This is a genomic window from Pseudoduganella sp. R-43, from assembly GCF_049913255.1.
Lineage (GTDB): Bacteria > Pseudomonadota > Gammaproteobacteria > Burkholderiales > Burkholderiaceae_D > Rugamonas.
The window spans coordinates 431,828-458,161 of sequence record NZ_CP183988.1 but is presented as its reverse complement, the minus strand read 5'-3'; the positions used below and the strand labels follow the sequence as shown (position 1 = coordinate 458,161).

Genomic DNA, 26,334 nt, shown 5'->3' with positions numbered 1-26,334 from the left:
CAGGCGCGGCCCCGGTCCGCCGCCGGCGCGCCGGAACGCTTCGCCAGCTCAGGGCTTGCCGGCCCGTTTGCGCTCGGCCAGTGCGCTGGTTGGGGGCACCAGCGCACGGTATAGCTGGCCCGTCTCTGCGTCCCATGCCATCACGGCATCCTGCTGGCGCAGTACGGTCGCCATGTCGCCGCGCGCTACCGGTCCGGTGAGCGCCGGCGCTGCGCCGAGGCGGAAAGCATTCTCCATCGACTCCAGCGCCAGCGGCCGCGCCAGTTCGCGCGCCACGGACTCCGGAATGCCAGCCGCCTGGTAGGCGCGCAGGGCCGCGTCAATCACAGTGACCAGGTAATTGCTCGCAAAAACGGCAGCTGCGTGGTACACGGTCTTCGCTGCCGGATCGATTTGCACCGCCCTGGCGCCGATCGCGGCCAGTGCAGGCAGCAAAACATCAAGCGCCTGCTGGTCGCCTTCGACGCCGCAGAAGGTGCCAGCGAAACCCGCTGCCACCGCATCGGCATCGGCAAAGCTGCGGATCGGATGCACGCTGGCGACATAGGCGCCTGCTGCGCGCGCCGCGTGCAGGCGGTCGGATGCCAGCGCACCGCTGCAATGAAATACCACGGCTCCCTGCAGCGGCACGGCAGCCGCCAATGCTTCGCAGGCAGGAACGATCTGGTCGTCAGTCACGGACAGCATGAACACGTCGGCCGGCCGCAGCCCGGCATATGAGGCCCCGCCATGTCCGCTGCCGATGAAAGCGGCCGCCCGCGCCGCGCTATCGGCCGAGCGGGACAGCACATCCTGCACCGTGAACGCGCCGGCCGCCGAAAACAGGCGACCCAGGACGCTGCCGACGTGGCCGCCGCCAATGACGGTCAATCCACGCATCAGAAACTCGACCCTGGCTGCTTGAGGAACTCCACTTCTTCCGGCGTCGATTCGCGGCCCAGGATGGCGTTGCGATGCGGGAAGCGTCCGAAGCGGCGTATCACCTCGTAGTGCTTCTTGGCGTAATCCAGCATGCCTGCGTAGCCCGGCGCATCCGCAGCCAGCATTTCAAACAGGTCCACGCAGCGCATTTGCATCGACAGGTTCTCCGAATGCTCGAGCGGCATATACGAGAACGCGCGCTGCGCCGGCGGCAAGGTTTGGTTGGCGCCCGAATCGTCCAGCACCTTGGCCGCCTCCAGCGCCAGCTCATCACCGGCAAAGGCCTTCGGCGTGCCGCGATAGACGTTGCGCGTGAACTGGTCCAGCACGATGATGCGCGCCAGGGTACCTTGCGTGCCCTCGTCGTCCCACTGCCGCAGGCCGCCCAGCAGCCCCTGCTCTATCACGTCGCCGAACTGCTGGAAGATCGCGCGGTCGAATGCATCGTCCTTGCGCCACCACTCGGGGCGCTGCATATTGTGGCCCCTGGCGCCGATGGGGAGGAACCAGAAATCGAGAACGTCTTGTGAATGGATGACCAAACCTGCCTCCTAGTTGCGTGCGTGGGTAACCTGGAAGCTGTCGATGCCTTCGTAATGGGTCATCTCTTCCGCGATGCGCGACAGCGGCGATCCGCTGCGCTTGCTCAGTGCCAGCGCGACGAAGCGCCATTCCAGCTTGCCCTGGTCCATGCCGATGGTCAGAGAACCGCCGGCGATCTGGTAGCCGCGTTCCAGCGCCATGGCGCGCAGCTGGTCTTCCTTCGGCTCGAAGCCTGGCTTGAAGCGCATGGTGATCGCGATTGCATGGCGCGACGGCAGCCACGCTTCAACCTTGGACAGGAAGATCATGGACATCGCGCACAGGAAGGCCAGGCCCATGGCTCCCAGGTAGAACCCCAGTCCGACTGCCACGCCTATCACCGACGAGGCCCAGATCGACGCCGCCGTCGTCAGGCCGGAAATATTGAAGCCTTCGCGCATGATGACACCCGCGCCAAGGAAGCCGATGCCAGTCACGATGCCCTGCACCACACGGGTCGGGTCAGTGCCGACCAGCTCGGACATATGGCCGCCAAACCACAGCGAGGGGTAGCCGCACACCACGGTCAGCGCCGCCGACGCCATGCATACCAGCCCATAGGTGCGCATGCCCGCCGCTCGCCCGTGGTAGGAGCGCTCATAGCCGACCAGCAGGCCAAGCAGCAACGCGCCGATCAGGTTCATCAGGATCACGAGATTGGTCGCCAGTTCGCCGGACGACCAGTAAGCACGCAGGAAATCTATGCTGGGCATAGCTGCCTCACTTATGGTTTTGGTGTTTTCTTGGCTGCGAGCTGCTTTTCGAATGCTACATCGAGTTTGCTGACGCGTTTTACTTTTTGCGGGCCCTGCGCATTGACGAAGGCCACAAAATCATCCAGCTCCATCGGAGCGCAAAGCGGCGGCTGGCCCGGCCCTTCCGTCAGGAAGAAATGGCCGCTGCCGGTCATGGTCAGCGAATAGGACTGGTTGCCGGAGCGCTCTTTCAGGCGCGCCAGCGCGTTGGATGCCTTGGTGGATCGGCTCATATTGCCTCCGTCCTTTCATTCAGCCAGCGCAACGAATCGCCGCTGACATGCCGGGACAGTCGTTGGCGCACGGTGGCGTGGTATTCGTTCAGCCAGCGCACTTCATCCTCGCGCAGCAGGGATTTGTCGATGCAGCGCGTGTCGATCGGGCACAGGGTCAGGGTCTCAAATCCCAGGAATTCGCCAAATTCCGATTCTGCCGCCGGTACGTTCAGCACCAGGTTTTCAATGCGGATACCCCACTTGCCAGGACGGTAGATGCCCGGCTCGTTGGAGGTGATCATGCCTGGCTCCATGGCCGTATGCGCATCCGGCGGCGTCGAGGGCGAAATCGACTGCGGGCCTTCGTGGACATTGAGGAAATAGCCGACACCATGGCCGGTACCGTGGCCGAAATCGATGCCGGCAGCCCACAGCGGCGCACGAGCAATCGCATCCAGCATCGGCGATTTCACGCCGCGCGGGAACCGGGCAACGGACAACGCCATCATGCCTTTCAGGACCAGGGTGAAGTCGCGCCTGTGCTGCTGCGTGATGACGCCGACCGGCACCACGCGGGTAATGTCAGTGGTGCCACCAGTGTACTGGCCGCCGGAATCGAGCAGCAGCAAGCCATTGCCTTCAACCACGGCACTGCCTTGTGCCGGCGCGCGGTAATGCATGATCGCGCCGTTGGCATTGAAGCCTCCGATGGTGCCGAAGCTTGGGCTGACGAATCCAGGACGGCGGCGGCGAGCTTCCAGCAAGTGCTGGCCGATGGCGTACTCGGTCAGCGGTTCGCGCTTCGGATCGGCCAGGGTTTGTTCGAGCCAGCTGAAGAATTCGCACAAGGCAGCGCCATCCTGCTCCATCGTCGCGCGCACATGTTCCGCTTCATGTTCGGTCTTGCGGGATTTTGCGAAGGTGGTTGGATTGACCGCTTCAATAATTCTCACACTGTCCGGTACCGCCTGGCGAGTGCCGAACGTGATGCGGCGCGGGTCCAGCAGCAGCGTGCTGCCAGCTGGCAGCGTAGCCAGAGCCTGAGCTGCCTCCTCGTATGGCTCTACGAAGACGTTGTCGGCCGCCAGCAGGCCCGCCAGGCCCGGCTCAATCTTGCCGGCGCCGACGAAGAGCATGGCGCGATCCTGGTCGACCAGCGCGTGCGACAGGAAGATCGGGTTGTAATTGACGTCCGAGCCGCGTAGGTTGAACAGGTAGGCGATATCGTCCAGCGTCGAGATGATGTGATGGGCCGCGCCCTGGCGCGTCATCTCCGCCCGCAACGCCGCCAGCTTGGCCGCGCGCGTCTTGTCGGCAAATGGCCGCTGGTGCTCGTAGACCGGAGCGTCAGGCAAGCCGGGACGATCGGTCCACACTTCATCCAGCAAATCGAGGTCGGTGCGGAAGGCAATGCCGCGCGCCTGCAGCAGGCGAGCGATCGAGAGGCCAAGAACTGCGCCATCGACCGCCAGCACTTGGCCGGGCTTCAAGGTCTCGGCCAACCAGTCAACGTACTGCACGCTGGCGCCCGATGAAATTTTCATCAGTTTGACACCAGTTCCGGCCAGCTCCGCTTCCGCCTGCGTCCAATAACGGCCATCTGTCCAGACGCCCGCGAAATCCTGGGTGACGATGAAGGTGCCGACCGAGCCGGTAAATCCCGACAGCCATTCCCGCCCTTGCCAGCGCGCCGGCAAATACTCGGACAAATGGGGATCGGAGGATGGGACCATGCAAGCATCAACCTGATGGCGGCGCATTGCCGCGCGCATGGATTCAAGTCTGGTGCGGATTGATTCTTTCATAGCGCAATCATACCCCGATTGAGCCATAATGCCCGGCGGCCGCTGCTTTCAGGCGGCAATGGAGAGAGAGAATTGATTCCTGAAGATGTACGCGCAGAGATTATGCGCCGGCTTGCGGCTGCCGAAGCCGAACATGATGTGCGTATCCTGCTGGCAGTAGAGTCCGGCAGCCGTGCCTGGGGCTTTGCCTCACCGAATAGCGATTACGACGTGCGCTTTATTTACGCGCACCCGCGCGACTGGTATGTCGCAGTCGACTTGGAAGAGAAACGCGATGTCATTGAATACAAGATCGTCGATGAGATCGATATCAATGGCTGGGATATTCGCAAGGCTTTACGCCTGTTCCGCCGTTCGAATCCAGCATTTGTGGAATGGATCCAATCGCCAATCCTGTACCGTTCCCACGGCGGTTTCGCGGACGGTGCTCGTGCGTTGCTGCCGAGCGTGTATTCCGGCGAGAACGGCATTTACCACTACCAGAGCATGGCAAAGACCAACTATCGCGGCTATCTGCGTGCCGATATGGTTCCTTTGAAGAAGTATTTCTACGTGCTGCGTCCCTTGCTGTCCGTGCGTTGGCTCGAACGTTATGGCACTCCAGCGCCTATTGAATTCGACAAGCTGCTGCATTTGCTGGAAGGCGAGACGGAACTTCTGGAGGCAATCGCGGCGCTACTGGAGAAAAAGAAGGGTGCGCCGGAAATGGGACTGTCCGAGCCGGTGCCGTGCCTTAACCGGTTCATCGAAGCGGAACTCGTCCGCCTTGAACGACCGGATGTCGTCCGCTTCCGAAGCAGCGACGTCAATGCAGAACTGAACCAGCTATTCCACGCCGTCCTCGCCGAACAGCGCTAAAGCCTGCCCCCGGGCGGCAGGCCACCACCCGCCTGCCGCTCAACCAATCACCAGCAACTTGCAACAAGCAAGAATCTCCGCACGATTGGAATTCCAAAAGTTAGCTTTTTACTACTTTGTGCTAGCATCCTTTCGCCAATAAATTATTGCCCAATGACAACTAAATAGCGGCCCATTGCGGGCTTTTTTTTATGAATCTGCTCGACCTCGCCGGCTTATCCGCCGCTTTCAGTGAAGCCAACCGCCCGATCCGCCTGCGCCTGGGATCAGAGAATGAAGTCCTGGACGACGCCCTCATGGTCCAGCGCGTAACCGGTGTTGAAACGATGTGCGGCGACGGCATCGAGTACCGCCTCCTTTGCGTTTCGACCCAAGCTGGACTGCCCATCAAGCAATTCATCGCATTACCCGTCGAAGTACAGTTCGTCACCGCCGACGGCACGCTGCGCTCGGTATGCGGCCTGGTGCAAAGCGCTTCCGAAGGGCAAAGCGATGGCGGCTTCGCGACCTACCAACTGGTGGTACGCGATGCGCTCGCCATGATGGAGCTGCGCACCAATACGCGCGTCTTCCTCGACATGAGTGAAACCGACATCATCCAGAGACTGGTCAGCGAGTGGCGCCACCGCAACCCTGTGCTGGCACGCTCTTTCGACATCGACCTGTCCGGTGTGCTTGGCAACCACCCTTCGCGCGCCTTCACCATGCAGTTCCAGGAATCAGACTCGCAATTCCTGAAAAGGCTGATGAAACGACGCGGAATCGCCTGGTTCATTCGCCCCGGTCAATCCAGCGAAACCGGCAGCGACGACATGCCAAACCATACCCTCGTCTTGTTCGACAATGTATGGCAGCTGCCAGAACCAGGTACCATACCATGGCGCTATCACCGGGCAGACGGCACAGAAAAGGCCGACGCCATCAACGCCTGGAGTGCGGAACGCACGCTCGCCCCCGGTGCCAGCACCCGGCATAGCTGGGATTACAAGGCCGCGCGTATGGCAAGCCACCAAGCCGACACCCTGCTTGACCAAGGCACGCTGGGCAACCAATTCGCGGAAGCGGTCACCGACAGCTGGATTGACCCGCCGCATATGGGCAAGGACGGCGAGGACTTCGCCTTCCTGACCCGACTGCGCACCCAGCACCACGAGTACAAAAGCAAACGCTTTTACGCCGAATCGGACCAGCGCAGCGCCTGCGTCGGCGTCACGTTCAGCATGAGTGGGCATTCCGAGATCGACAGCCACGCCCCGGAAGAACGTGAATTCGTCATCACCGAACTGCACGTCGTTGCAGAAAACAACCTGCCCAAGACCCTCGGCGACAAGGTGCAACGCTTGTTTGCGGTCAACGGCTGGCACGCATCGACGTCCGCCAGCTTTGACCCATCCACCTTGGCACAAGCCAGCGACGAACGGGTCGCCCGCTACAGCAACCGCTTCACCTGCGTTCGTCGCGGCATTCCGATCGTACCGGCCTACGATCCAAGGGTAGACCTGCCGCCGACCCATCCGATGAGCGCCATCGTGGTCGCCGATGAGGGCGAGGAAATCAGCTGCAATGAACTGGGCTGCACCAAGGTCAGGATTCTCGGCTGCACAATCGAAGACCATGAACACGGCGCAGGCGCGTCCGGCACAGCGCGCGACTCAGCCTGGATACGCAACCTTAGCGGCTGGGCCAGCAATGGCTACGGCATGATCGCCTTATGCCGCGCCGGCGATGAAGTCATACTCCAATTCCTGGACGGGAACTGCGACCGGCCCGTCATTACCAATCGCGCCCACAACGGCAACGCCCCACCACCAACCTTCAGCCATGTAGGCAGCCTGCCCGGCAACTTCGCCCTGTCCGGCATCAAAAGCAAGGAATTCGGCGGGAGCCGCTACAACCAGTTGCGCCTGGACGATACGCGGGGCCAGATCAGCGCCCAACTGGCAAGCGAACATTGGCACAGCGAAGTAAACCTTGGCTATTTGACGCAACCGCGGAGCGATGGCAAAGGTGAGCCGCGCGGTGAAGGCTATGAACTGGCTAGCGAAGCAGCTGGCGCCCTGCGCGCGTGCTCATTGCTGCTGACCACGGAACAGCAGAAGAGTGCCGGCGGCACGCAGTTGATGCGCGACGCCATCATTCAGGTGCTGAGTGCCGCCCTCGAGCAAGTTCAGCGCCAGGGAGAATACGCGGCGGAGGTCGAGGCCAACCTGCCGGAAACGGGACATGACAACAAGCAGGTCGACGATGACAGCAAGCCTGGCGCACAGGCACACGCTGGGCACCAAACCCAGCTAAAAGAGGCAGTCGACAACCTGGAGCGCGGCTTCAACACCGACCCCGACGGCAAAAGCGGTGAAGGGGACCAACACGGCAAGCAAGGCATCCTCATGCTTGGCTCAACTGCCGGTACCGCATTGACCAGCCAGCAAAGCATCACCGTGGCCGCCAACACCAACCTTGACCAGGTCGCGCAACGCGATATGAACCAGACGACCGGCCGGCGCTGGATTCATAACGCTGCAGAGTCGATCAGCCTGTTCGTATCCGGCACAAAGGCGAAGCTGAAGGATACCTTCAAGATCATCGCCGCCAAAGGGAACGTGAAGTTGCAGGCCCAGGACGGAGAAATCAATGCTACGGCGCAAAAGGACCTCACCATCACCAGCGTCGATGGCCGCGTGGTGATCCAGGCGCCGGAGGAAATCCTGCTGATGGCGGGGGGATCTTATATCCGGATCGGCAAGGATCTCGAGGCAGGAAGCCCGCAAAACATGCTGCTCAAGGCCGCGAAGTACGCTATGACCGGCGCAGCCAGCAAGTCGGCAGACATAGCAGAGCCACCGAAAGGCAACGAAAAGATGTGCGCTATGCAGTCGGCGAGCGCTGTCGCCAACGATGGCGCTCTAGTTCCAATCAACTGATATCGAAGCGCATGTTTGCACAAGAATTACTTGAAGCACACGGCTACGCAATGGTCGACTGCTATATGCTGGGCGACGAACTGCCGCCGACGTGGAAGCTGCTGCCGCTAGTGCCCGACGGCCTGGAAGCCGATGCCGCCAAATTTCCTGCCTTGCTGCCATTGGCATCGCTACCGGATGAAGAATTCTTCGCACTGTGCGAACAGCTGGAGCACGCCCGCGCGCACAAGGTAACGCCGCCCATCCTGTCACTGTTCAAGACCAGCGCCGACGCAAAGCACCTGCAGGCACACTGGAAAAAGCAGCTGATAGCGCGACTGCCTGGCGGCGGCAAGTTCCACCTGCGCAGCTATGCACCGCGCGTCATGACGCAGATACTACGCATCTACAGCCCGCCGCAATTGAAAGCGCTGTTTGGCTGCATTAGCGAATGGAGCATTTACTGCGACCACGAATGGCATCGCTTGCAGGCCCCGGCTTGCGAGCCAGTGCTGGCGCAGTTCTTCAGCCGCCCTCAGGGCGAGCAGATGCACCGCATACAGGCAATCAACCGCACCTTGGCACAGTTGCCGGACGAACTAAGGCCGGCTTACGCATCCGATGCCAAGGGATACTTCAGCGTCAGCGAAAAAATAGACTCGCTGCTGCTCCGCGCAGCGAACCATGCCCTGGCAAGGGAGGACGAGCAAGTCCAGTTCGCATTACACGGCATGACCGTTCATCCGCATTTTGATACGCACCCCCGCGTGCGCGCGCTGCTGGCCGGCATAGACAGGAACGAGCAGACGTACCTGGACGCCATTGCCGAATTGCAGCCCGCAGACTGGCAACGCATTGCCACCGACCTCAACGCGCAACAACACACCCAATACCTGATGGACAAAGCACCATGACATTGAATACCGTACCCGGTTGCGAATTTTGCGACAAGCGTGGATTGCCTGTACTCGTAGCTCGCTACGCGCTGGCGCCCGTCACTGCGGGCGCCCCAAAAACCCGAGCGCTCCATGCCGACGGCAAGACTGAATTCGTGGGCCTGGGTGACTCGGCCCACTACACTCGCCGCCTATTGCGTTGCGGCTACCTTTACGTTCACGACGAAGCACGTAAGCGCTGGGAAGGGTACTTCGTTACTGAAGACGCGTACCTCATGCGCTTCGAAGTGGGCAAGCCAGTGCCAAGTTCCTTTACCGCCAACAAACAACCTTGTACGCAAACTGGCCATCAGCAGGTGGCCGGCATGGTGACCATTCCCGACCCAAACAAGGCCACGCGAGTCTGGTTTGGCTTTTCCGATGTGGAGTGGACTGAAGCGGTGCTTAAACAGCACGAGGATACCGCCTACCGCAAAAAGCACATGCTAGTGTTGGACGTCAAAGTCGCCCTCGCGGGTGGCAAGCAAGAAAACGTCCATCCAATCAAACTCCTTGGCAGCAAGGTCGCGGAGTTTGCTTGTGATCCGCTCAAGGCAACAGCGCCTAACGCGTTTTACCACGCTCCGTACCAGTTTACGCCACGCAGGCTCCAGTTGGAGCAAACACTCGAGACCGCTGATGCACTGCGCAAGGGCCAGGGAGTCATCGTCAGCTTGCACGATCCCCTGGCAATGGGCATTGAAATAGCGGTACAGGCAAACCACTTGCTGACAAACAAGCTTGAACTTGATCAGCGGGACAAAACCAAGTCCCGAAAAATCGTTGTATCGAGCGCCATCCTGCAGTTGCGAAGCGCGATCATGGAGAACGCCCGAGCCTCTGCGATTGACGATGCCAAGGAGCTAGAAAATCAAACGTTAAGCATGGGCATGGGGGCTTATAGTTTAAGTGGTTTTTACAAGGGCATGCCGAATCAGGTGGAGATCCAAAAGGAACAAGCCAAAGCTTGGCGACGGTTTACGCACCGCGAGAGTGGGCGCGCTCGTTTCAATGAGGCCATGGTTGAAACGTTCTACAAGAGTTATCAGCAGGAAGTAGAGACTGTTACCGAAACACAAATCAACCCGCTTGGTGAAGCGCATGTCGCCTGGACCACTAGCAAGCGCTTGGCCAATTACATGAGCTGCAGTTTCGATACCACCGACATAAAATCGGGCGCCGCCTATGTCCAAGCGATTCTAAATCTCACTCAAGGGACAGAAGGCATTAAGCCATGCTTTAACCAATACGAAAAATGGCTAAATGAAGATGTTTTCGATTCAGAGAATATCTTGCTGCGCGCAATGGTGTATAACAATGATGCATTAGCCAAAAAAGTAGCGGACGCTACTGCATTCGATTCGCGCGCCATCCCATGGGATGCCTTGGCAGCTAGCTATAAGAAGTCCGTCGAACTCATCAGTGAAAATCAAGCGACGCTAGGTGCCACACTGTTGGCACGAATGATGGGCCCTTTGGCCTACGCGGGCGACCATTTCGTGGATGGTGCAGCTAAATTGGCCTTTACCATATTAGGTATGCATAGCGGACTGGGATGGGAACGGCTGTCGTTTGAAGGCAGCCGTAAGCAATTCCGTGCGTTTTTGGTACGTCAGATTATTGAAAGCAGCGATACAGGCCTCACCAAAGCGCAAATCAAGATTGCGGTCGACCGGGAAATCCAACTCGCTGCAATTCACGGGGAAAGACTAGAGGGCCGGAGGACCTTCAAATGGGTTGCCATGCGTCAATTGGGAGCTTCAACTCTAAAGACTCCCCGCACTTTGAACGACATTCGATTCGACAAGTTTAAGCAAGTTATCAATTCAAATGTTCGCTTAGGCATGTGTATCGGCGTTCTTCAGTATATATGTCTGACAAAAACCGTTGCCGATCATGCGAAATCATTGGAGGGGGATTTGGCTGAAGCAAGGTCACGTCTTGCCGCAGGCATAATTGGAGTCACGGGTACTTTATGCGAAACCATAGGTGCCGCAATTGAACACATGGGCCAAGCCGGATTTAGATGGGCACAGGGGCTAACGGCGGTTAGATGGGCCGCCAGAATAAAGCTTGTAGGGCAAGCTCTGGGATTAGTTGGTGCAGGAATCATGGCCGTCTGGGATCTCATGAAAGCTAGAGAGGAATTGCAAAAGAACAACATAACCACAGGACGTCTCTACATAGCATCAGGCCTCATCGGCTTAGGTATCGCCATTGCTTTATGTTTTGGGTTCTATCTCGTGACTTTAGTATTCGTCATAGGGTATTTGATAGTTGTCTATTGGCTTGAGCAGGTAAAAGATCAAGCGATACACAGCTGGATCGAGAACTGCATTTTTGGAATCGCAAACAGCTACGATAGCGCAGAGCTTGAGATGAAAGAACTAGGCAAAGCTCTTACTTAAGGAAATAGTAATGTACTCTCCAGAATTTTTGAAGCCAAAGGGATTTAAGGTCAATCGCCCTTTGCAGCAAGAAGAAAGACTCAACGAGCTGAAGAAAAATGAAAAAATTGCCGAATTTGACGAAAATCTGCCGCATTATCAGCTGTCAATCATTCAACAAAATAGTACTTTCGCAGAAATAGTAGATAGGGACTACCCTATCCGGGGTGTATTCACAACACTGGCATTGCTGATTATTGTAGGACTTTCCTGGTTTTTGGCAGCAATTACGTTTGATACAGTTAGCCGGTGGGACGCTATTGAAGAATACAACAGGGAAGGGATGAGAAACACATTGTTCTTTGCTGCCTTGATGGTGTTCCTGTTTATCGCCTTTTCTGCGTATGGACTTTTTCGTGAATCATTCAGCTACACTCATTTTCCTTTAAGACTTAATCGAAAGAACCGAAAAATCTATATTTGGCGCAGAAATGGAGAGGTATTCAGCGCGCCTTGGGATAAAACCTTCTTTTATGTGCGTTGCTACAGTAAGGGCGCTGTCCAGATGTGGGATATTGTCGGCCATGTCTTATCCGAAGATCGCCAGACCGTAAAAGATTCCTTCACTCTGAGCAGCTACACCTCAAGTGACGCAACCGACTTGCGGTTCCATTGGGAATATTTCCGTCGCTTCATGGAAGATGGGCCCGCCCAGCCATATCGAATGCTTAAGATTTGTCTGCCGATAGCCAAACGCCGAGAGACCTGGTGGGAAGGGTTTATGCGCCTGTCGCTTCTACTGCATGGCAGCGTCATTATGCAAATAATGGCCACGCCATTCAATCTGCCCGCCAGCTTAGGCCGAGTATTCGCCATGCATACCAGCAAAATACCGCGCTGGCCTGACTGGGTCGAGCAGGAATGCGCTATTGCCGAAGATGATCCGTATGTTCGCGAATCGGGGTACGAAGCACCGCGAGAAACCTCACAAGCGGCGTAATCTGTTTTCCGCTCAGACAAGATGAAGAATGTATAGCGACTATAGCCAGTCAAAGAAATTCGAGTGGAATGGTCTACCGAATAATGATAAGAAAGAAAACGAACTGAAGATAAAGGAGAAGCTGGAAGGATTTGACGAGAATTGGTCGCATGACGACCCGTTTGTCATCCAGTTTAACAGCACCTTTATCGAAGTGACGGATACCAGGTACCTTTCGCGAGGGCTCGGAACGCTCGGTTACCTGCTCACTATACTGGTGATATTGATACTTTGTTTGCTTATCAATTCTGGCGAGACTGATGCACTTACTCACTTTCATCATTTTATTGACTTCGTAGGATGGAGTGGTTTGCTGTTGCCAATCTTGGTGCAGCTTCTCTTCATGGTTTCCATCTACGAATTGCTGAAGGAGTCCTTCAACTACACCCATCTTCCGATCCGACTCAATCGGAAAAATCGAAAGATCTACATCTGGAAAAGGGACGGGACGGTATTAACTACAGAGTGGGATAAGGCGTTTTTTTGCATTAGCGAGTATCGATGGGATACCAACGTGGCATTCCATATCAGTTGCTTTCTGATGGAAGGTAAGGGCAAGCACCGGACGGCAACCGGTATTTTCAGACTTGGTTACGCGTCGAAAGATATCAATGAAGTGCGCAATTGCTGGGAGTACCTTCGTCGCTATATGGAAGATGGCCCCAAGCAACCCCACAGAATGCTGAAGGAATGCTTGCCAATCGCGAAACGTTACGAAACCTGGCAAGAAGGCTATGCACGACTACCAAAGGACTGGTTCACCGTTCCGATCTGTTTCTTGGCCAGCTTTGCCCGCGTATTCGCTATGCGCACCAGCAAAATCCCACGATGGCCTGACTGGGTAGAGCGGGAATGCATGATTACGAAACACGATCCCTATGTGCGCGAATCAGGCTACGAGGAAGTGTGACGCGTTTTCATGCGGAACCGAAATGACAAAGGAAATGACGAATGCGATGGCTGTTATCTAGATTTTTGATTTTGCTGGGCGCTCTCGCTTGCTGGATCGCCTTCCTCGCGCTCGGAGTCCGGCCTGACTATAGCAAGTGGGCCAATTACAAATTGGTGACGCTGCACTTTCTGCCACCAATCGGCATGTGCCTGGCATGGTGGTTTGGTCGCTGGTACGTAAGTGACCACAAGCAAAGCGCTCCGGAGGCGCAGCACAACCAAACGGAAGCTGCGATGCAAACCGTGCAGGATCCGGTGCATGCCCGAGTCGAGCAGCGCCGCCAGTATTGTGACTGCCGCTTGTTGACGATCAACGACCTGGCAGTCCACGAAATGCTGGAATTGACCGAGAGCCCCAGTGTGGCAATCTCGATGGTGAAGGCAGACGAGAAGAGTCAGGAACTTGCTTCGCAAGACACTCGCCGAGCGCTGGATGCCGGTATCGCCGAAGCGCTTGGCTATATTTATGCCGAGTGCGGCGCAGCAGCCGCCTTGCCCATCTATCTGGTGGCACCTGCCGACATTGCGGCCAAGGATGTAATTGAACACGTAAGCATGATCGCGGCGAGGCTCATCTCCGACATGAAGCTGCCGGTGAAGTTGAAGGCTGATGCGCCGCTGGTAATGGCCATGCCGTCGCGGGGCAGCGCTTCGAATAGCGTGCTTGGGCTATTCGAGAGCATTCCCGAGCTTCCGGCTGCGGTGGTGCTGGCGTTTGATTCATCGATGTCGCAGCTATCGCTGCCGGTTACAAAGCCTGGCCATGGCGTGTTCGCCCTGCTGGTGACCGCTGCCGATTTACCTGCCATGCTTGATGCGGCGGCCACCGATGATGATTCGTCCCGTGGCTATTATTCGGGCGGCGCTTTGCCTTTGCTTGCGAGTTTGCCGCGACTACTGCGAGATGAATTGCGCGCGCTGGGTTCAGTAGCGCGCATCTACCGCGCCGCCACCGGGAAGATCGACGATAAAAGCGGCCAGCTAGTGCTGACGTCGCTTCTCGAACAGGCGCAACTTCATGCAAGTGCGCCCGGACAGGCTGCCGAATCGCGCTGCGAATGGCTTGTGCACAATACTGGCGAGTCCAAGCATGCCGGTGGCCGCCTGGCCTCGATTGCCGGTGCACTAATGCATCGAAAGATCGACCTTAAACCCATCGAGATGGCAACTGATATGGTCCGGCATGTCGGGCACCTTGGACAGGCCAGCCCCATAGGCCTGCTGGCCGTTGCTTTGGTACAGGCGCAAGGCAAGCAGGGCCCTGTCTTGTGCGCGGAGTTTGCCGAGCCAAATGGCATCGCGATCGCATTTGCAACGCCTCACCTGAGCTAGCCATGAAACGTGTCATTCGATTAGGTGATTCCACCAGCCATGGCGGTTCGGTCACCAGTGCGGCAGAAAACTTCTCCATCATGGGCATTGCCGTTGCGCGCGTGGGCGACACTGTTTCGTGCCCACGTCCGGGTCACAGCGGCTGCACCATCGCCGAGGGCGACCCGGACTGGGTGATCGAAGGCCGCGCAGTGGCCCTGGAATCCCACGTCACCAGTTGTGGCGCCGAGCTGATTTCCTCGTTGCCGAACCTGGAGCGGGGGTAAGGCATCCCGGCCGACGGGCGCTCACCGGCCTACATGCGCGGCACGCCATCCCGATTGACCGTGATGGTGCGGCCAGGTTCGGACGAGAGCTGGGCGCGGTGTTCGGTGCCGCGGAACTCGTAGGTCACGTCCCAGTATTGCGGCGTGCGGCTGGGAATAGCTTCGCAGCGCTGAACGTTCTGGGCGTACTGGTTGCCGGCGTTGCGGCCAACATTGGAGCCGACCGCCGCACCGGCAATCGCGCCGCCGACCGTGGCGATGTCTCGGCCGGAGCCGCCGCCCACCTGGTGACCCAGCACGCCGCCAATCAGGGCGCCGGCGATGGCGCCTGCCGTGCCGCTGCCGCCCGAGGCTTCAACCTGCTGCCGCTCAACCCAGCAGCGTTGCTCGGGCGGGCCCACCACGGCGCGAGCAGAAGTAATTGGGGCTTCATACACACGCTCGCTCGGTCGCATGCGGTATTCATAATTTGGCTGGGCCACCGGCTCTGGTGCGTAAGCCATTTCATCAACACGCCGGCGCGGGGGCACGGCGCGGATCGACGAGATATTGTCGTTAAGGCCCATACCCTCCAGCGATTCATAGCTGCCGCGCCGCAAGATCCTGCACTCGCCCTCGAAGTTAGGTAACGGGCACACTTCCCAGCGGCCGCGCTCAACCACGACCGACGAGGCGCGGTTATCGAAACCTGCGCTGCGCAGATCGCTGATGGAACGTGTGACGTTAATCGGGCGGCCGCGCCAGCCTTCGCGCGGATAAAGCGTGATTTGTGCCAAGGCGTGCGCGCTGACGAGGGTGATTAGCGTCGCCAGCGCAGTTCTGATTGGAAACTTCATGATGTCCTCCGATACAGATCAGGTGCGCCCAGCATGCGCCCGGCAATATCGGCTGGTCTGTTCGGGAACACTCGTTACTTAGTAAACGGAACCTCCCGGCTGGGTTGAGCTCAACACGCCTTTGATGGCTGAGATGTTGTAGTTCAAGGTAGAGTTGCCGTAGCTGGCCCAATTCGCCAGGCTGAAGCTGCCGCTGCCGGACAGGCGCTGCACACCGACATTGCGGTATGTGAGCGGCGTTTTGGGTTTGCAGACTTCGGGAATCCCGACGGTGTTCAGGAAATACGCTGAGCCATTGCCCACGCGCGTGGCGATTCCATTTTCCACCAGCAGCGCAGTTTCCACATCGACGCCAATGCCGTGCGTCATAGGCGTCCAGCCATCGTTCACGATGCGCGCCATGAAGGTCACCAGGCGCCCCATGCGGTCACGCGAATCGAGGTGCATGTCGGAGATCATATTGCCCATGCCGGGCAAAGCCAGGAAGTCACGTCCGAGCGAGACCGATTTGTCATAGGGATTGGATAGCGCCTGAGGCGAGGTGATCGAGCCATTCAAGGCGTTGAACACATACTGGCTCATCACAGCCAAGCCGGCACTGGTGCCGCCGATGGGGACATTCTTGTTGGCCAGCCCCTGGATGGCGGCCTGCAGCGGCGTGCCCCTCCAGTCCTCCCAGTAATTGGCCTGGTCGCCGCCGGCGATCCACAAGGCTTCGGCATTACGCACGCGCTCCAGCACAAACGGATCATTTGCCGCCGCGCGGTTAGGGATGATCAGCGTTTCAACCGAAGTGACGCCGCCACCAAAAGCGTAGATGTAGGGGTTATAGGCATCCGTTCCCGTAGCGCGGATGACGACGAAATTACCGCCGCCTGACTTCTGGATCATCCAACGGAATGCGTCGTCTACGTCCGTTCCCCCTCCCATCAATACCAACGAAGGCTGGGCTGGCTGAGGCCTTGTCACGTTGGTGGGATCGCCCACCACATAGAACTCATATTGCTTTGCAGATTGCGCTGAAGCCGAGACGCACAGGGACAATACCAACAGCAAGAGGGCAGGCAGGGAACGCATGGCAAACTCCACTGAAGTGATGAATATGAAAATTCATTCTACTCATCAGTGAAGGCGCATGCTGCACATTATTCATGCCTCGAAGCGACGCAATCCATCCAGGTCGAGGATGCGGATTCCGCCGTAGTCCACGCGCAACAAGCCCTGCTTTTCGAGCACTTGCAAGGCTTGGTTGGCACGTTGGCGCGAGGAGCCCGACAGGAGCCCGACTTCTTCCTGGGAAATCTGCACCAGCCGCTCGATGCCGGGATACAGGTGGGAATTAAATAGTGACGCAAGGCAGCGTGCAACGCGTGTGTCCGGGTCCAGGAGGCGTTCGTTTTCCACCATGCCGATGAACTGACCCAAACGTTCGTTGAGCTGCATCAAGAGGAACCGGGTGAAGGGTAGGCTATTCTCGAGCAGGTAGTGAAAGGTGGCGGCCGGCATGCGTGCGATGCGGCTGTCACGCAGTGTCATGGCGTCATATCGGCGGCGTTCATCTTTGAGTAATGAACCTTCGCCAAACCAGCCGCCAGGCGGCACGCCAGTAAATGTGACGCTTTTTCCGTTTGGCGAGAAGTTATTCATTTTCACCATGCCCGAAATAATGCCGATCCAATTATCGACAATCTCGCCTTTATGGCAAACGAAGCCGCCTTTGGGAATGAACTCCTCGTAGCAGGTAGCCTCTACGCGCGCCAGTTGCTCCTCTGTGAGCACGGGCGCCCAGGTGGAACTGCGTACGGCTTCGATCAGGCTCGGTTCTGTTTTCATGTTGTTGCGTCGCACCATCAAAAGTCGTCGAATTGTCTTTGAAATGACAACTTTGCGACATAGCTCACGCTAATATCATCACACAAAAAGCGCATCACAACTAAAAATGCGCACCTAAAAACCCAAGGAGACACCGTGCAGGATAATCTGACGACCTTCCCTCGCAGGCTGCTTCAGCATGGCAAGGAGCGGCCGCACAAGCCTGCGTTCCGCGAAAAGGACCTGGGCATCTGGCAGACCTGGGACTGGCAGCAAGTGAATGCGGAAGTGCGGGCGCTGGCTTGCGGCTTGGCCGCGATTGGGTTCCAGCGCGGCATGAACCTGGCCATCATCGGCGACAACAGGCCGCGCCTGTACTGGTCGATGCTGGCGGCGCAGTGCCTGGGCGGCGTGCCGGTGCCTATGTACCAGGACGCGCCGGCAGCCGACATGTCCTTCGTGCTGGAGAACGCCGAAATCGCGTACGCCATCGTGGAAGACCAGGAGCAGGTCGACAAGCTGCTCGACCTGTGTGACCAGTGCCCGAACATCAAGCACATTGCTTACGAAGATGAACGGGGCATGCGCAATTACACGCACCAGCAGCTGATGTCCTATGCCCGCCTGCAGGAACTGGGGCGCGAGTACGACAAGGCGCATCCCGGCTTTTATGAAGCGTCGATCGCTGAAGGCAAGGAAAACGATAACGCCATCATCCTGTACACCTCCGGCACCACGGGCAAGCCGAAAGGCGTGTGCCAGACCCACAAAGCCCTGCTATCTGCTGCCGTTGGCGGCATAAGCTTCGACAAGCTGACCGACGAAGAGAACGTGTTGTCCTACCTGCCGATGGCCTGGGTGGGCGACTGCCTGTTCTCATTCGCGCAGGCACTGACCGCCGGTTTTACCGTCAACTGCCCCGAATCGTCGGACACCGTGACCACCGACTTGCGCGAAATCGGTCCGTCCTACTATTTTGCGCCTCCGCGTATTTTCGAGAACATGCTGACGCAAGTGATGATTCGCATGGAAGATGCGGGCGCCATCAAGCGCAAGATGTTCCATCACTTCATGGACGTCGCACGCCGCGTCGGCTCGGACATCCTGGACGGCAAGCAGGTGCCGCTGGGCGACCGTATCAGCTACACCATCGGCAATATGCTGGTGTATGGGCCACTGCGCAATGTGCTGGGCATGTCGCGCATCCGTGTCGCCTATACGGCTGGTGCTGCAATCGGCCCGGACCTGTTCCGCTTCTATCGCTCGATTGGCGTCAACCTGAAGCAGTTCTACGGCTCCACCGAGACCTGCGCCTATATCTGCCTGCAGCCGGATGGCGAGATCAAGTTCGATTCCGTCGGAAAGCCGGCGCCTGGCGTGGAAGTGAAGCTGGCGCCGAACGGCGAAGTGCTGGTCAAGTCGCCGACCTTGATGCATTGCTATTACAAGCGTCCTGATGCGACGGCCGAGGCCATCGACGGCGAAGGCTATTTCCACACTGGCGACGCCGGCATCTTCGACAACGACGGCCACTTGCGCATCATCGACCGCGCAGCGGACGTGGGCAAGATGAACAATGGCGCCATCTTCGCGCCCAACTACATCGAGAACAAACTGAAGTTCTTCCCCTTCATCAAGGAAGCCGTGGCTTTCGGCCATGAACGCGACAAGGTCACCGCCTTCATCAACATCGACATGGAGGCCGTTGGCAACTGGGCCGAGCGACGCGGCATCGCTTACTCGGGCTATACCGACCTGGCCGCCCATGAACAGACTTACGCGCTGGTCAAGGAGTGCGTGGAAAAGGTCAATGCCGATCTGGCACAGGAGGCATTGATGGCGGATACCCAGGTCCACCGATTCCTGGTGCTGCACAAGGAGCTCGACCCTGACGATGATGAATTGACTCGTACCCGCAAAGTGCGCCGCAAGTTCATCGCCGAGAAATATGCGGTGCTGATCGAAGCACTGTACGGCGGCAAAGCTTCGCAATACATCGAAACCCAGGTCAAATTCGAAGACGGGCGCACCGGCATGGTGGCAGCCGACCTTCGGATCATGGACCTCAAGGCAGCATAAGCGGGGAAGCCACCATGCAAATGAACGAACCGGAAGCCATCACGGCTGGCCGCAAGATCGGCGACGTGATCCTGGACCTGCGCAATATCTCGCTGTCGTTCGGCGGGGTGAAGGCGCTGACCAATATCTCCTTTGATGTGCGCGAGCATGAAATCCGCGCCATCATCGGCCCCAACGGCGCAGGCAAAAGCTCGATGCTGAACGTGATCAACGGCGTGTACCGTCCGCAGCAGGGCGAAATCATCTACCGCGGCCAGCATCGCAAGAATATGGATTGCTACGCGGCCGCCAAGTCGGGCATCGCGCGCACCTTCCAGAACATTGCGCTGTTCAAGGGCATGACTGTGCTGGACAACATCATGACCGGCCGCAACCTGAAGATGAAGTCGAACTTCCTGCTGCAAGCCCTGTATTGGGGGCCGGCGCGCCGCGAGGAGATTGAGCATCGCCGCAAATGTGAGGAGGTGATCGACTTCCTCGAAATCCAGCATATCCGCAAGACGCCGGTGGGCCGCTTGCCCTACGGCCTGCAGAAGCGCGTTGAACTGGGCCGTGCATTGGCCGCCGAGCCGCAAATCCTGCTGCTGGACGAGCCGATGGCCGGCATGAACGTGGAAGAAAAGCAGGACATGTGTCGCTTCATCCTCGACGTGAACGAGCAGTTCGGCACCACTATCGTGCTGATCGAACACGATATGGGCGTGGTGATGGATATCTCGGACCGCGTGGTAGTGCTGGACTACGGCAAGAAGATCGGCGACGGCACACCGGATGAAGTCCGCACCAACCAGGACGTGATCGATGCTTACCTCGGAGTGGCCCACTAAATGGATATCAACTTCTTTGCCGAAGTGCTGATCGGCGGCCTGCTGTCGGGCGTCATGTATGCGCTGGTAGCCATCGGCTTTGTGCTGATCTATAAGGCCTCCGGCGTATTCAATTTTGCCCAGGGCGCAATGGTGTTCTTCGCGGCGCTGACCTGCGTCGGCTTCATGGACAAGTTCGGTTTTTCGCTGTGGCTGGCGATTCCCGCCACGATCGTTGCCATGGTCGTCCTCGGCCTGGCGATCGAGCGCGTGGTGCTGCGGCCGCTGGTCAACCAGCCGGAGATAGCGCTGTTCATGGCCACCATCGGCCTGGCCTTCTTCATCGAAGGACTGGCCCAGCTCATCTGGGGCTCGCAGGTGCATAAGCTGGACATCCCGATTGAGGACGTACCGAGCGAGTTCCTGATGGAGAAGTTCAATATCATCGTTTCCAAGTTCGACCTGACCGCAGCCGCAATTTGCGGCGTGATGGTGGCCGTGCTGGCCGTCATGTTTGCCAAGACAAAGGTCGGGCGCGCGCTGCGCGCCGTGGCCGACGACCACCAGGCCGCGCAGGCGGTCGGTATTCCGCTGCAACGTATCTGGGGCATCCTGTGGGCAGTTGCCGGCATGGTCGCCCTGGTGGCCGGCTTGCTGTGGGGCGCGCGCAACGGCGTTCAGTTCGCGCTGACCTTCATTGCACTTAAAGCGCTGCCTGTGCTGATCCTGGGCGGCTTCACCTCGGTGCCGGGCGCCATCGTCGGCGGCCTGATTATCGGCGCATCTGAAAAACTGGCCGAAGTCTATATCGGCCCGCACGTCGGCGGCGGTATCGAAGGCTGGTTCCCTTATGTGTTGGCGCTGATGTTCCTGCTGGTGCGGCCGGAAGGGCTGTTCGGCGAAAAAATCATCCGGAGGATTTGAGCGATGTTCTACCGCGAAGCAGGACAATTCAAGACCAGCTACGAGGCGGATGGCCAGATGCTGCCGATCCGCCAGGACCGCATTGCGCTGTTCGCCACGCTGGCTGTGGCTCTGCTGGTGCTGCCTTTCGTTGCATCGCCTTACATGCTAAAGGCAATCTTCACGCCCTTCCTGATCTTTGCCTTGGCGGCCCTGGGACTGAACATCCTGACCGGCTATGCAGGCCAGCTGTCGCTGGGCACTGCGGCCTTCATGGCGGTAGGGGCGTTTGCGGCATACAATTTCATGCTGCGCATTCCCGGCATACCGCTGCTGCTGGCCTTCGTACTGGGTGGCCTGTGCGCCGCCATGGTCGGCATCGCCTTCGGCCTGCCGTCGCTGCGCATCCGCGGCTTCTACCTGGCCGCTTCCACGCTGGCAACGCAGTTCTTCGTGGTGTGGTGCCTGACCAAGATCGGCTGGCTCACCAACTACAGCTCGTCCGGCGTGATCACGGCACAGAGCATGGAAATCCTCGGCTACCGCTTCGATTCCGCAGCGCGTGTTTATGTGCTGGTGCTTGGCGTGGTGGCGGTGATGGCCCTGCTGGCCAAGAACATGATCCGCTCCAATGTCGGCCGCTCCTGGATGGCCGTGCGCGACATGGACATGGCGGCGGAAGTGATCGGCATCCGCCTGATGCGCACCAAGCTGCTGGCGTTCGCGGTCAGCTCGTTTTACTGCGGCGTGGCCGGCGCGTTATACGCCTACGCCTACCTCGGCACCGTGGAGCCGGAAGCCTACAACCTGGACCTGTCCTTCCGCATCCTGTTCATGATCATCATCGGCGGCGTCGGCTCCGTGCTCGGCTCATTCCTCGGAGCCGCCTTCATCGTGCTGCTTCCGGTGGTCCTGAACATCGTGGCGCACGGCCTGGCGCTGCCTACTACCGTGGCATCGAACCTGGAATTGATGGTGTTCGGCGCCCTGATCATTTTCTTCCTGATCGTGGAACCCCACGGTCTGGCGCGTTTGTGGCAAATCGGTAAAGAGAAACTCCGCCTGTGGCCTTTCCCGCACTGAGCGGCAACTATAAAACTGGAGACAACACATGAAATCGTTCGTACTTGGCATTGCCGTAGCAAGCAGCATCGTCGCCAGCAGCGCATGGGCGCAACCAGCCGAGCAATTCGTCGCCCTGCCCTCCTACCGCGTCGGTCCCTATGCGGCAGGCGGCTCCGGCTTTTATGGCGGCATCATCGACTACTTCAACCTGGTCAATGCCAACGGCGGCGTCAACGGCGTGAAAATCAGCTGGGAGGAATGCGAGACCGAATACAACCCCTCGCGCGGGGTGGAATGCTATGAGCGCCTGAAAACCAAGAATGGCGGCGCCACCGTCGTGGAACCGCTATCCACCGGCATTGCCTACGGCATCCTGGACCGTATCCCGCAGGACAAGATCCCGATGACGACCCTGGGCTATGGCCGCTCCGATGCGGCCAACGGCAAGGTCTTCCCGTATGTCTTCCCATTGATCTCCAACTACTGGAGCCAGGCTGCCGCCATGGTGAAGTACCTGGGCGACAAGAGCGGCGGCATGGACAAGCTGAAAGGCAAGAAAATCGTCCACCTGTACCATGACTCAGCCTTCGGCAAGGAACCGTTGCCGGTGCTGGAAGCGATGTCCGCACAATACGGCTTTGAACTGATCAAGATTCCGGTCGCGCCGCCAGGCAGTGAGCAGCAGTCGCAATGGCTGCAGATCCGCCAGGCCAAGCCGGATTACGTGATCCTGTGGGGCTGGGGTGTGATGAATTCCGTTGCCATCAAGACCGCACAACGCAACGGTTTCCCGCGCGAGAAGATGCTGGGCGTGTGGTGGGCCGGCTCTGAAGAAGATACTGTGCCATCGGGCGATGCGGCGAAGGGCTATACCTCTATGACCTTCAACACCCCCGGCAACTACCCTCTGCTGGATGAACTGCGCAAGAAAGTCTATGCCAGCGGCAAGGGCAACCTGGCCGACCAGGGCCGCATCGGTTCGGTTTACCACATGCGCGGCCTGACGGCCGGCGTGATGTATGTGGAAGCGATGCGTGCGGCCCAGGAGAAGTTCGGCAAGGGCAAGGCGGTCACTGGCGAACAACTGCGCTGGGGCTTCGAAAACCTGAACATCGACGAAGCCCGCCAGAAGGCGTTGGGCGTCTTCAATATGTTCCCGACTGTGAAGACTTCCTGCGATGACCACGAGGGCTCGGGTGCTGTGAAGGTCCAGCAATGGGACGGAAAAGCCTGGAAGGCTGTGACGCCGAACTGGGTGGTGGGCGACAAAGTCCTGCTGCGAAAACTGGTGGACGAATCGTCCGGCAAGTACGCCGCTGAAAAGAAAATCACGCCTGCCTGCATGAAGTGAGAGGCTTATGAGCTACCTGTCGGTAAATAACATCGAGGTCATTTACGACCACGTGATCCTGGTGCTGAAAGGCGTGTCGCTGCAGGTCCCGCAGGGCAAGATCGTTGCCCTGCTGGGCGCCAACGGCGCCGGCAAGTCCACCACGCTGAAGACCATCTCGACCCTGCTTCGCGGCGAGCGCGGCGACGTGACCAAGGGCGAGGTGCAATTCAAGGGTGAACGCATCGACCAGCTCACGCCCAATGAGCTGGTCAAGCGCGGACTGTCGCAGGTGATGGAAGGCCGTCATTGCTTCGGCCACCTGACCATCGAGGAGAATTTGCTGACGGGAGCTTATACGCGCAGCGCATCGCGCGGCGAAATGAAGGAGTCGCTGGAAAAGGTCTACCACTACTTCCCGCGCCTGCGCGAACGCCGCAACAGCCAGGCCGGCTATACCTCCGGCGGCGAGCAGCAGATGTGCGCCATTGGCCGCGCGCTGATGGCCAAGCCTTCCATGATTTTGCTGGACGAACCGTCGATGGGCATCGCGCCGCAGATCGTGGAAGAGATCTTCGGCATCGTGAAAGACCTGAACGCGAAAGAGAATGTGTCCTTCCTGCTGGCGGAGCAGAACACCAATGTGGCCCTGCGCTATGCCGACTTTGGCTACATCCTCGAGAACGGCCGGGTGGTGATGGAAGGCGAGGCCAGCGAACTGGCCAACAACGAAGACGTCAAGGAGTTCTACCTCGGCATGTCCGGCGCCGGCCGCAAGAGCTTCCGCGACATGAAATTTTACCGCCGGCGCAAACGCTGGTTAGCCTAATTGACGGGTGCCAGCTGCTGACACGCGTAGCGTGTTGGCACCTGGCGACCGCTGACTAAAATGAACATAACCAAAGCAAAAGAGTTCTGCCGCACCCTGCCTGGCGCCACCGAAGACATCAAATGGGAATGCAACCTGGTGTTCTCGGTGGGCGAAAAGATGTTTGCTGCAATGGACGCAAAAGACAAAGCGAAAGCAATCAGCTTCAAGGTGGATGAAGACCGCTTCCTGGAACTGACGGACCGCGAAGGCATCATTCCTGCACCATACCTGGCGCGCGCCAAATGGGTGATGGTGCAGGACCTTTCCAAGCTACCGGACGCGGAAGCGAAAGCGCTGCTCAAGCGCTCGCACGAGCTGGTATTCGCAAAATTGACCAAGAAACTGCAACGCGAGATTGAAGGAGCGGCATGATGGCCGAAACCCTGGACAGCCTCGAGACGCGCCCGCACGCCGAGCGCGAACGCGATTTGATGGAGCGCCTGCCGCTGCTGGTAGCGCAAGCACAGTCGGCGCCTGGCTGGGCGCGCATCCTTTCCGGCGTCGATGCGTCGCGCATCAACAGCCGCGAAGCGCTGGCGCAACTGCCTGTGACGCGCAAGTCCGACCTCAAGGGGCTGCAGGCGCAGGAACGCCCCTTCGGGGGCCTGAACAGCACCCCGGCCGGCAAGCTGGGACGCATCTTCATGTCCCCCGGCCCCATCTTCGATCCCGAAGGCCGCTCGATCGACTGGTGGCGCTTCTCGCGTCCCATGTTCGCCACCGGCGTGCGTCCCGGCTGCCTGGTGCAGAATTGCTTCTCCTATCATTTCACCCCCGCCGCCTTCATGGTGGAAGGCGGCGCCGCGCGCATCGGCTGCACGGTGATCCCCGCCGGCGCGGGCCAGACTGAGTTGCAGGTCCAGGCCATGGCGGAACTGCAGCCGGATACCTATATCGGCACCCCCTCCTTCCTGAAGATCATCATCGAGAAGGCCGCCGAAATGGGCGCCGACATCAGCAGCGTGAAGCGCGCGATGATGGGCGCGGAAGCACTGCCTGAATCGCTGCGCCAGTGGTTCGCCGAACATGGCGTGCCCGAGGTGATTTCCACCTATGCCTCCGCCGACATCGGCAGCATCGCTTACGAAACGCGCAGCAACGGCAAGCTCAATCCTGGCATGGTGCTGGACGAGGATGTGCTGCTGGAAATCGTCCGTCCGGGCTCCGGCGAGCCGGTAGCGCCGGGTGAAGTAGGCGAGGTGGTCGTCACCTTGTTCAACCCCGACTACCCGCTGATCCGCTTCGCCACCGGCGACTTGTCGGCCGTGCTGGTGGATAGCGCACCATCGCCTTGCGGCCGTACCAACACCCGCATCAAAGGCTGGCTGGGCCGCGCCGACCAGACGACCAAGGTGCGCGCCATGTTTGTCCACCCGTCGCAAGTGCACGAGATCGCACGCCGCCATCCCGGCATGGGAAAGGCACGCCTGGTCGTTTCGGGAAAGATCGCCGACGAAGTCATGACGCTGCATTGCGAGACCGACGATCCCGCGCTGGAGGCCCAGGCCAGCGACATCGTCGCCACGATCCGCGACATCACCAAACTGCGCGGCGAAGTACGCTTCGCGCCGCGCGGCAGTTTGCCGAATGACGGCAAGATCATCGACGATGTGCGAGATTACAGTTGAGATGCCGCAGCGTGTGGCGTAAATCCAACTGTTCCTAGGGCAGGCGGCGGAATGGCGG

Annotated in this window: 24 protein-coding genes; 16 read left to right on the top strand and 8 right to left on the bottom strand. The window is 58.9% G+C overall.

Features of this window, described 5'->3' with window-relative positions:
• Positions 1 to 48 precede the first annotated feature (48 nt).
• From ACN9M3_RS02165 to ACN9M3_RS02145, 5 genes are read right to left on the bottom strand one after another with little or no spacing between them, the layout of a single operon-like run.
• Positions 49 to 879, bottom strand: coding sequence for a Rossmann-like and DUF2520 domain-containing protein (locus tag ACN9M3_RS02165; RefSeq protein ID WP_426320273.1), 831 nt, complete (start codon positions 877 to 879; stop codon positions 49 to 51).
• A complete protein-coding gene (locus ACN9M3_RS02160) occupies positions 879 to 1,463 on the bottom strand; it encodes a DUF924 family protein (protein WP_426320271.1) in 585 nt (194 codons plus the stop codon). Before ACN9M3_RS02160 ends, ACN9M3_RS02165 begins: the two co-directional genes overlap by 1 nt.
• A 9-nt stretch (positions 1,464 to 1,472) precedes the next feature.
• The gene (locus ACN9M3_RS02155) at positions 1,473 to 2,216 is read right to left on the bottom strand and encodes an MgtC/SapB family protein (protein ID WP_426167116.1); all 744 of its coding nucleotides are present in this window, start codon (positions 2,214 to 2,216) and stop codon (positions 1,473 to 1,475) included.
• 11 nt (positions 2,217 to 2,227) lie between these two features.
• Positions 2,228 to 2,491 carry a hypothetical protein gene (locus tag ACN9M3_RS02150; RefSeq protein ID WP_426320269.1) on the bottom strand — a complete coding sequence of 88 codons (264 nt, stop codon included), beginning with the start codon at positions 2,489 to 2,491 and terminating at the stop codon, positions 2,228 to 2,230.
• Positions 2,488 to 4,278, bottom strand: a complete 1,791-nt coding sequence (locus ACN9M3_RS02145) for an aminopeptidase P family protein (protein WP_426320267.1) — start codon at positions 4,276 to 4,278, stop codon at positions 2,488 to 2,490. The genes ACN9M3_RS02150 and ACN9M3_RS02145 overlap by 4 nt, the downstream gene beginning before the upstream one ends.
• A gap of 18 nt (positions 4,279 to 4,296) precedes the next feature.
• Between ACN9M3_RS02145 and ACN9M3_RS02140 the strand changes: the two genes are divergently transcribed.
• The 8 genes from ACN9M3_RS02140 (at position 4,297) to ACN9M3_RS02105 (ending at position 14,946) form a co-directional block, all read left to right on the top strand.
• On the top strand, positions 4,297 to 5,136 hold the full coding sequence (locus tag ACN9M3_RS02140) for a nucleotidyltransferase domain-containing protein (protein ID WP_426320265.1): 840 nt from the start codon (positions 4,297 to 4,299) through the stop codon (positions 5,134 to 5,136).
• A gap of 191 nt (positions 5,137 to 5,327) precedes the next feature.
• Positions 5,328 to 8,057, top strand: coding sequence for a type VI secretion system Vgr family protein (locus tag ACN9M3_RS02135; protein WP_426320263.1), 2,730 nt, complete (start codon positions 5,328 to 5,330; stop codon positions 8,055 to 8,057).
• Positions 8,058 to 8,068: 11 nt separating this feature from the next.
• Complete coding sequence (locus tag ACN9M3_RS02130; RefSeq protein ID WP_426320261.1) at positions 8,069 to 8,950, top strand: DUF4123 domain-containing protein; 882 nt, start codon at positions 8,069 to 8,071, stop codon at positions 8,948 to 8,950.
• Positions 8,947 to 11,379, top strand: coding sequence for a T6SS effector BTH_I2691 family protein (locus ACN9M3_RS02125; RefSeq protein ID WP_426320259.1), 2,433 nt, complete (start codon positions 8,947 to 8,949; stop codon positions 11,377 to 11,379). Before ACN9M3_RS02130 ends, ACN9M3_RS02125 begins: the two co-directional genes overlap by 4 nt.
• Before the next feature lie 10 nt (positions 11,380 to 11,389).
• Positions 11,390 to 12,358, top strand: coding sequence for a DUF6708 domain-containing protein (locus ACN9M3_RS02120; protein WP_426320257.1), 969 nt, complete (start codon positions 11,390 to 11,392; stop codon positions 12,356 to 12,358).
• A 28-nt stretch (positions 12,359 to 12,386) separates the two neighbouring features.
• Complete coding sequence (locus ACN9M3_RS02115) at positions 12,387 to 13,307, top strand: DUF6708 domain-containing protein (RefSeq protein WP_426320255.1); 921 nt, start codon at positions 12,387 to 12,389, stop codon at positions 13,305 to 13,307.
• A gap of 41 nt (positions 13,308 to 13,348) precedes the next feature.
• Positions 13,349 to 14,680, top strand: a complete 1,332-nt coding sequence (locus tag ACN9M3_RS02110) for a hypothetical protein (RefSeq protein WP_426320253.1) — start codon at positions 13,349 to 13,351, stop codon at positions 14,678 to 14,680.
• 2 nt (positions 14,681 to 14,682) lie between these two features.
• Entirely contained in the window at positions 14,683 to 14,946 is a 264-nt protein-coding gene (locus tag ACN9M3_RS02105) for a PAAR domain-containing protein (protein ID WP_426167094.1), read from the top strand.
• Between the two features lie 29 nt (positions 14,947 to 14,975).
• Here the strand turns inward: ACN9M3_RS02105 and ACN9M3_RS02100 are convergent, their stop codons facing one another.
• From ACN9M3_RS02100 to ACN9M3_RS02090, 3 genes are all read right to left on the bottom strand, one after another.
• On the bottom strand, positions 14,976 to 15,782 hold the full coding sequence (locus tag ACN9M3_RS02100; protein WP_426167092.1) for a beta/gamma crystallin-related protein: 807 nt from the start codon (positions 15,780 to 15,782) through the stop codon (positions 14,976 to 14,978).
• 78 nt (positions 15,783 to 15,860) lie between these two features.
• A complete protein-coding gene (locus tag ACN9M3_RS02095; RefSeq protein WP_426320250.1) occupies positions 15,861 to 16,859 on the bottom strand; it encodes a cyanophycinase in 999 nt (332 codons plus the stop codon).
• A 72-nt stretch (positions 16,860 to 16,931) separates the two neighbouring features.
• Positions 16,932 to 17,615, bottom strand: a complete 684-nt coding sequence (locus tag ACN9M3_RS02090; RefSeq protein ID WP_426320248.1) for a Crp/Fnr family transcriptional regulator — start codon at positions 17,613 to 17,615, stop codon at positions 16,932 to 16,934.
• Between the two features lie 135 nt (positions 17,616 to 17,750).
• Here ACN9M3_RS02090 and ACN9M3_RS02085 point away from each other — a divergent pair, with 135 nt between their 5' ends.
• The 8 genes from ACN9M3_RS02085 to ACN9M3_RS02050 are packed head-to-tail and all read left to right on the top strand — an operon-like array spanning position 17,751 to position 26,276.
• Complete coding sequence (locus tag ACN9M3_RS02085; protein ID WP_426320246.1) at positions 17,751 to 19,673, top strand: AMP-dependent synthetase/ligase; 1,923 nt, start codon at positions 17,751 to 17,753, stop codon at positions 19,671 to 19,673.
• A 14-nt stretch (positions 19,674 to 19,687) separates the two neighbouring features.
• Positions 19,688 to 20,500 (top strand): ABC transporter ATP-binding protein, encoded by an 813-nt coding sequence (locus ACN9M3_RS02080; RefSeq protein ID WP_426167084.1) that lies wholly within the window; start codon positions 19,688 to 19,690, stop codon positions 20,498 to 20,500.
• A 6-nt stretch (positions 20,501 to 20,506) separates the two neighbouring features.
• On the top strand, positions 20,507 to 21,403 hold the full coding sequence (locus tag ACN9M3_RS02075; protein WP_426323662.1) for a branched-chain amino acid ABC transporter permease: 897 nt from the start codon (positions 20,507 to 20,509) through the stop codon (positions 21,401 to 21,403).
• A 3-nt stretch (positions 21,404 to 21,406) separates the two neighbouring features.
• Complete coding sequence (locus tag ACN9M3_RS02070; RefSeq protein WP_426320244.1) at positions 21,407 to 22,465, top strand: branched-chain amino acid ABC transporter permease; 1,059 nt, start codon at positions 21,407 to 21,409, stop codon at positions 22,463 to 22,465.
• Between the two features lie 28 nt (positions 22,466 to 22,493).
• The gene (locus ACN9M3_RS02065) at positions 22,494 to 23,798 is read left to right on the top strand and encodes an ABC transporter substrate-binding protein (protein WP_426167080.1); all 1,305 of its coding nucleotides are present in this window, start codon (positions 22,494 to 22,496) and stop codon (positions 23,796 to 23,798) included.
• Positions 23,799 to 23,805: 7 nt separating this feature from the next.
• Positions 23,806 to 24,606, top strand: a complete 801-nt coding sequence (locus tag ACN9M3_RS02060) for an ABC transporter ATP-binding protein (RefSeq protein ID WP_028103337.1) — start codon at positions 23,806 to 23,808, stop codon at positions 24,604 to 24,606.
• Between the two features lie 60 nt (positions 24,607 to 24,666).
• Positions 24,667 to 25,020, top strand: coding sequence for an MmcQ/YjbR family DNA-binding protein (locus ACN9M3_RS02055; protein WP_426167078.1), 354 nt, complete (start codon positions 24,667 to 24,669; stop codon positions 25,018 to 25,020).
• A complete protein-coding gene (locus ACN9M3_RS02050; protein ID WP_426172095.1) occupies positions 25,020 to 26,276 on the top strand; it encodes a phenylacetate--CoA ligase family protein in 1,257 nt (418 codons plus the stop codon). The genes ACN9M3_RS02055 and ACN9M3_RS02050 overlap by 1 nt, the downstream gene beginning before the upstream one ends.
• Positions 26,277 to 26,334 lie beyond the last annotated feature (58 nt).

Excerpts from the sequence above, each read along its gene's own strand:
- ACN9M3_RS02165 (WP_426320273.1), bottom strand. The coding sequence starts at position 879 with ATGCGTGGATTGACCGTCATTGGCGGCGGCCACGTCGGCAGCGTCCTG.
- ACN9M3_RS02155 (WP_426167116.1), bottom strand. The coding sequence starts at position 2,216 with ATGCCCAGCATAGATTTCCTGCGTGCTTACTGGTCGTCCGGCGAACTG.
- ACN9M3_RS02150 (WP_426320269.1), bottom strand. The coding sequence starts at position 2,491 with ATGAGCCGATCCACCAAGGCATCCAACGCGCTGGCGCGCCTGAAAGAG.
- ACN9M3_RS02145 (WP_426320267.1), bottom strand. The coding sequence starts at position 4,278 with ATGAAAGAATCAATCCGCACCAGACTTGAATCCATGCGCGCGGCAATG.
- ACN9M3_RS02135 (WP_426320263.1), top strand. The coding sequence starts at position 5,328 with ATGAATCTGCTCGACCTCGCCGGCTTATCCGCCGCTTTCAGTGAAGCC.
- ACN9M3_RS02130 (WP_426320261.1), top strand. The coding sequence starts at position 8,069 with ATGTTTGCACAAGAATTACTTGAAGCACACGGCTACGCAATGGTCGAC.
- ACN9M3_RS02125 (WP_426320259.1), top strand. The coding sequence starts at position 8,947 with ATGACATTGAATACCGTACCCGGTTGCGAATTTTGCGACAAGCGTGGA.
- ACN9M3_RS02120 (WP_426320257.1), top strand. The coding sequence starts at position 11,390 with ATGTACTCTCCAGAATTTTTGAAGCCAAAGGGATTTAAGGTCAATCGC.
- ACN9M3_RS02115 (WP_426320255.1), top strand. The coding sequence starts at position 12,387 with ATGTATAGCGACTATAGCCAGTCAAAGAAATTCGAGTGGAATGGTCTA.
- ACN9M3_RS02110 (WP_426320253.1), top strand. The coding sequence starts at position 13,349 with ATGCGATGGCTGTTATCTAGATTTTTGATTTTGCTGGGCGCTCTCGCT.
- ACN9M3_RS02105 (WP_426167094.1), top strand. The coding sequence starts at position 14,683 with ATGAAACGTGTCATTCGATTAGGTGATTCCACCAGCCATGGCGGTTCG.
- ACN9M3_RS02100 (WP_426167092.1), bottom strand. The coding sequence starts at position 15,782 with ATGAAGTTTCCAATCAGAACTGCGCTGGCGACGCTAATCACCCTCGTC.
- ACN9M3_RS02095 (WP_426320250.1), bottom strand. The coding sequence starts at position 16,859 with ATGCGTTCCCTGCCTGCCCTCTTGCTGTTGGTATTGTCCCTGTGCGTC.
- ACN9M3_RS02090 (WP_426320248.1), bottom strand. The coding sequence starts at position 17,615 with ATGAAAACAGAACCGAGCCTGATCGAAGCCGTACGCAGTTCCACCTGG.
- ACN9M3_RS02080 (WP_426167084.1), top strand. The coding sequence starts at position 19,688 with ATGCAAATGAACGAACCGGAAGCCATCACGGCTGGCCGCAAGATCGGC.
- ACN9M3_RS02070 (WP_426320244.1), top strand. The coding sequence starts at position 21,407 with ATGTTCTACCGCGAAGCAGGACAATTCAAGACCAGCTACGAGGCGGAT.
- ACN9M3_RS02065 (WP_426167080.1), top strand. The coding sequence starts at position 22,494 with ATGAAATCGTTCGTACTTGGCATTGCCGTAGCAAGCAGCATCGTCGCC.
- ACN9M3_RS02060 (WP_028103337.1), top strand. The coding sequence starts at position 23,806 with ATGAGCTACCTGTCGGTAAATAACATCGAGGTCATTTACGACCACGTG.
- ACN9M3_RS02055 (WP_426167078.1), top strand. The coding sequence starts at position 24,667 with ATGAACATAACCAAAGCAAAAGAGTTCTGCCGCACCCTGCCTGGCGCC.
- ACN9M3_RS02050 (WP_426172095.1), top strand. The coding sequence starts at position 25,020 with ATGGCCGAAACCCTGGACAGCCTCGAGACGCGCCCGCACGCCGAGCGC.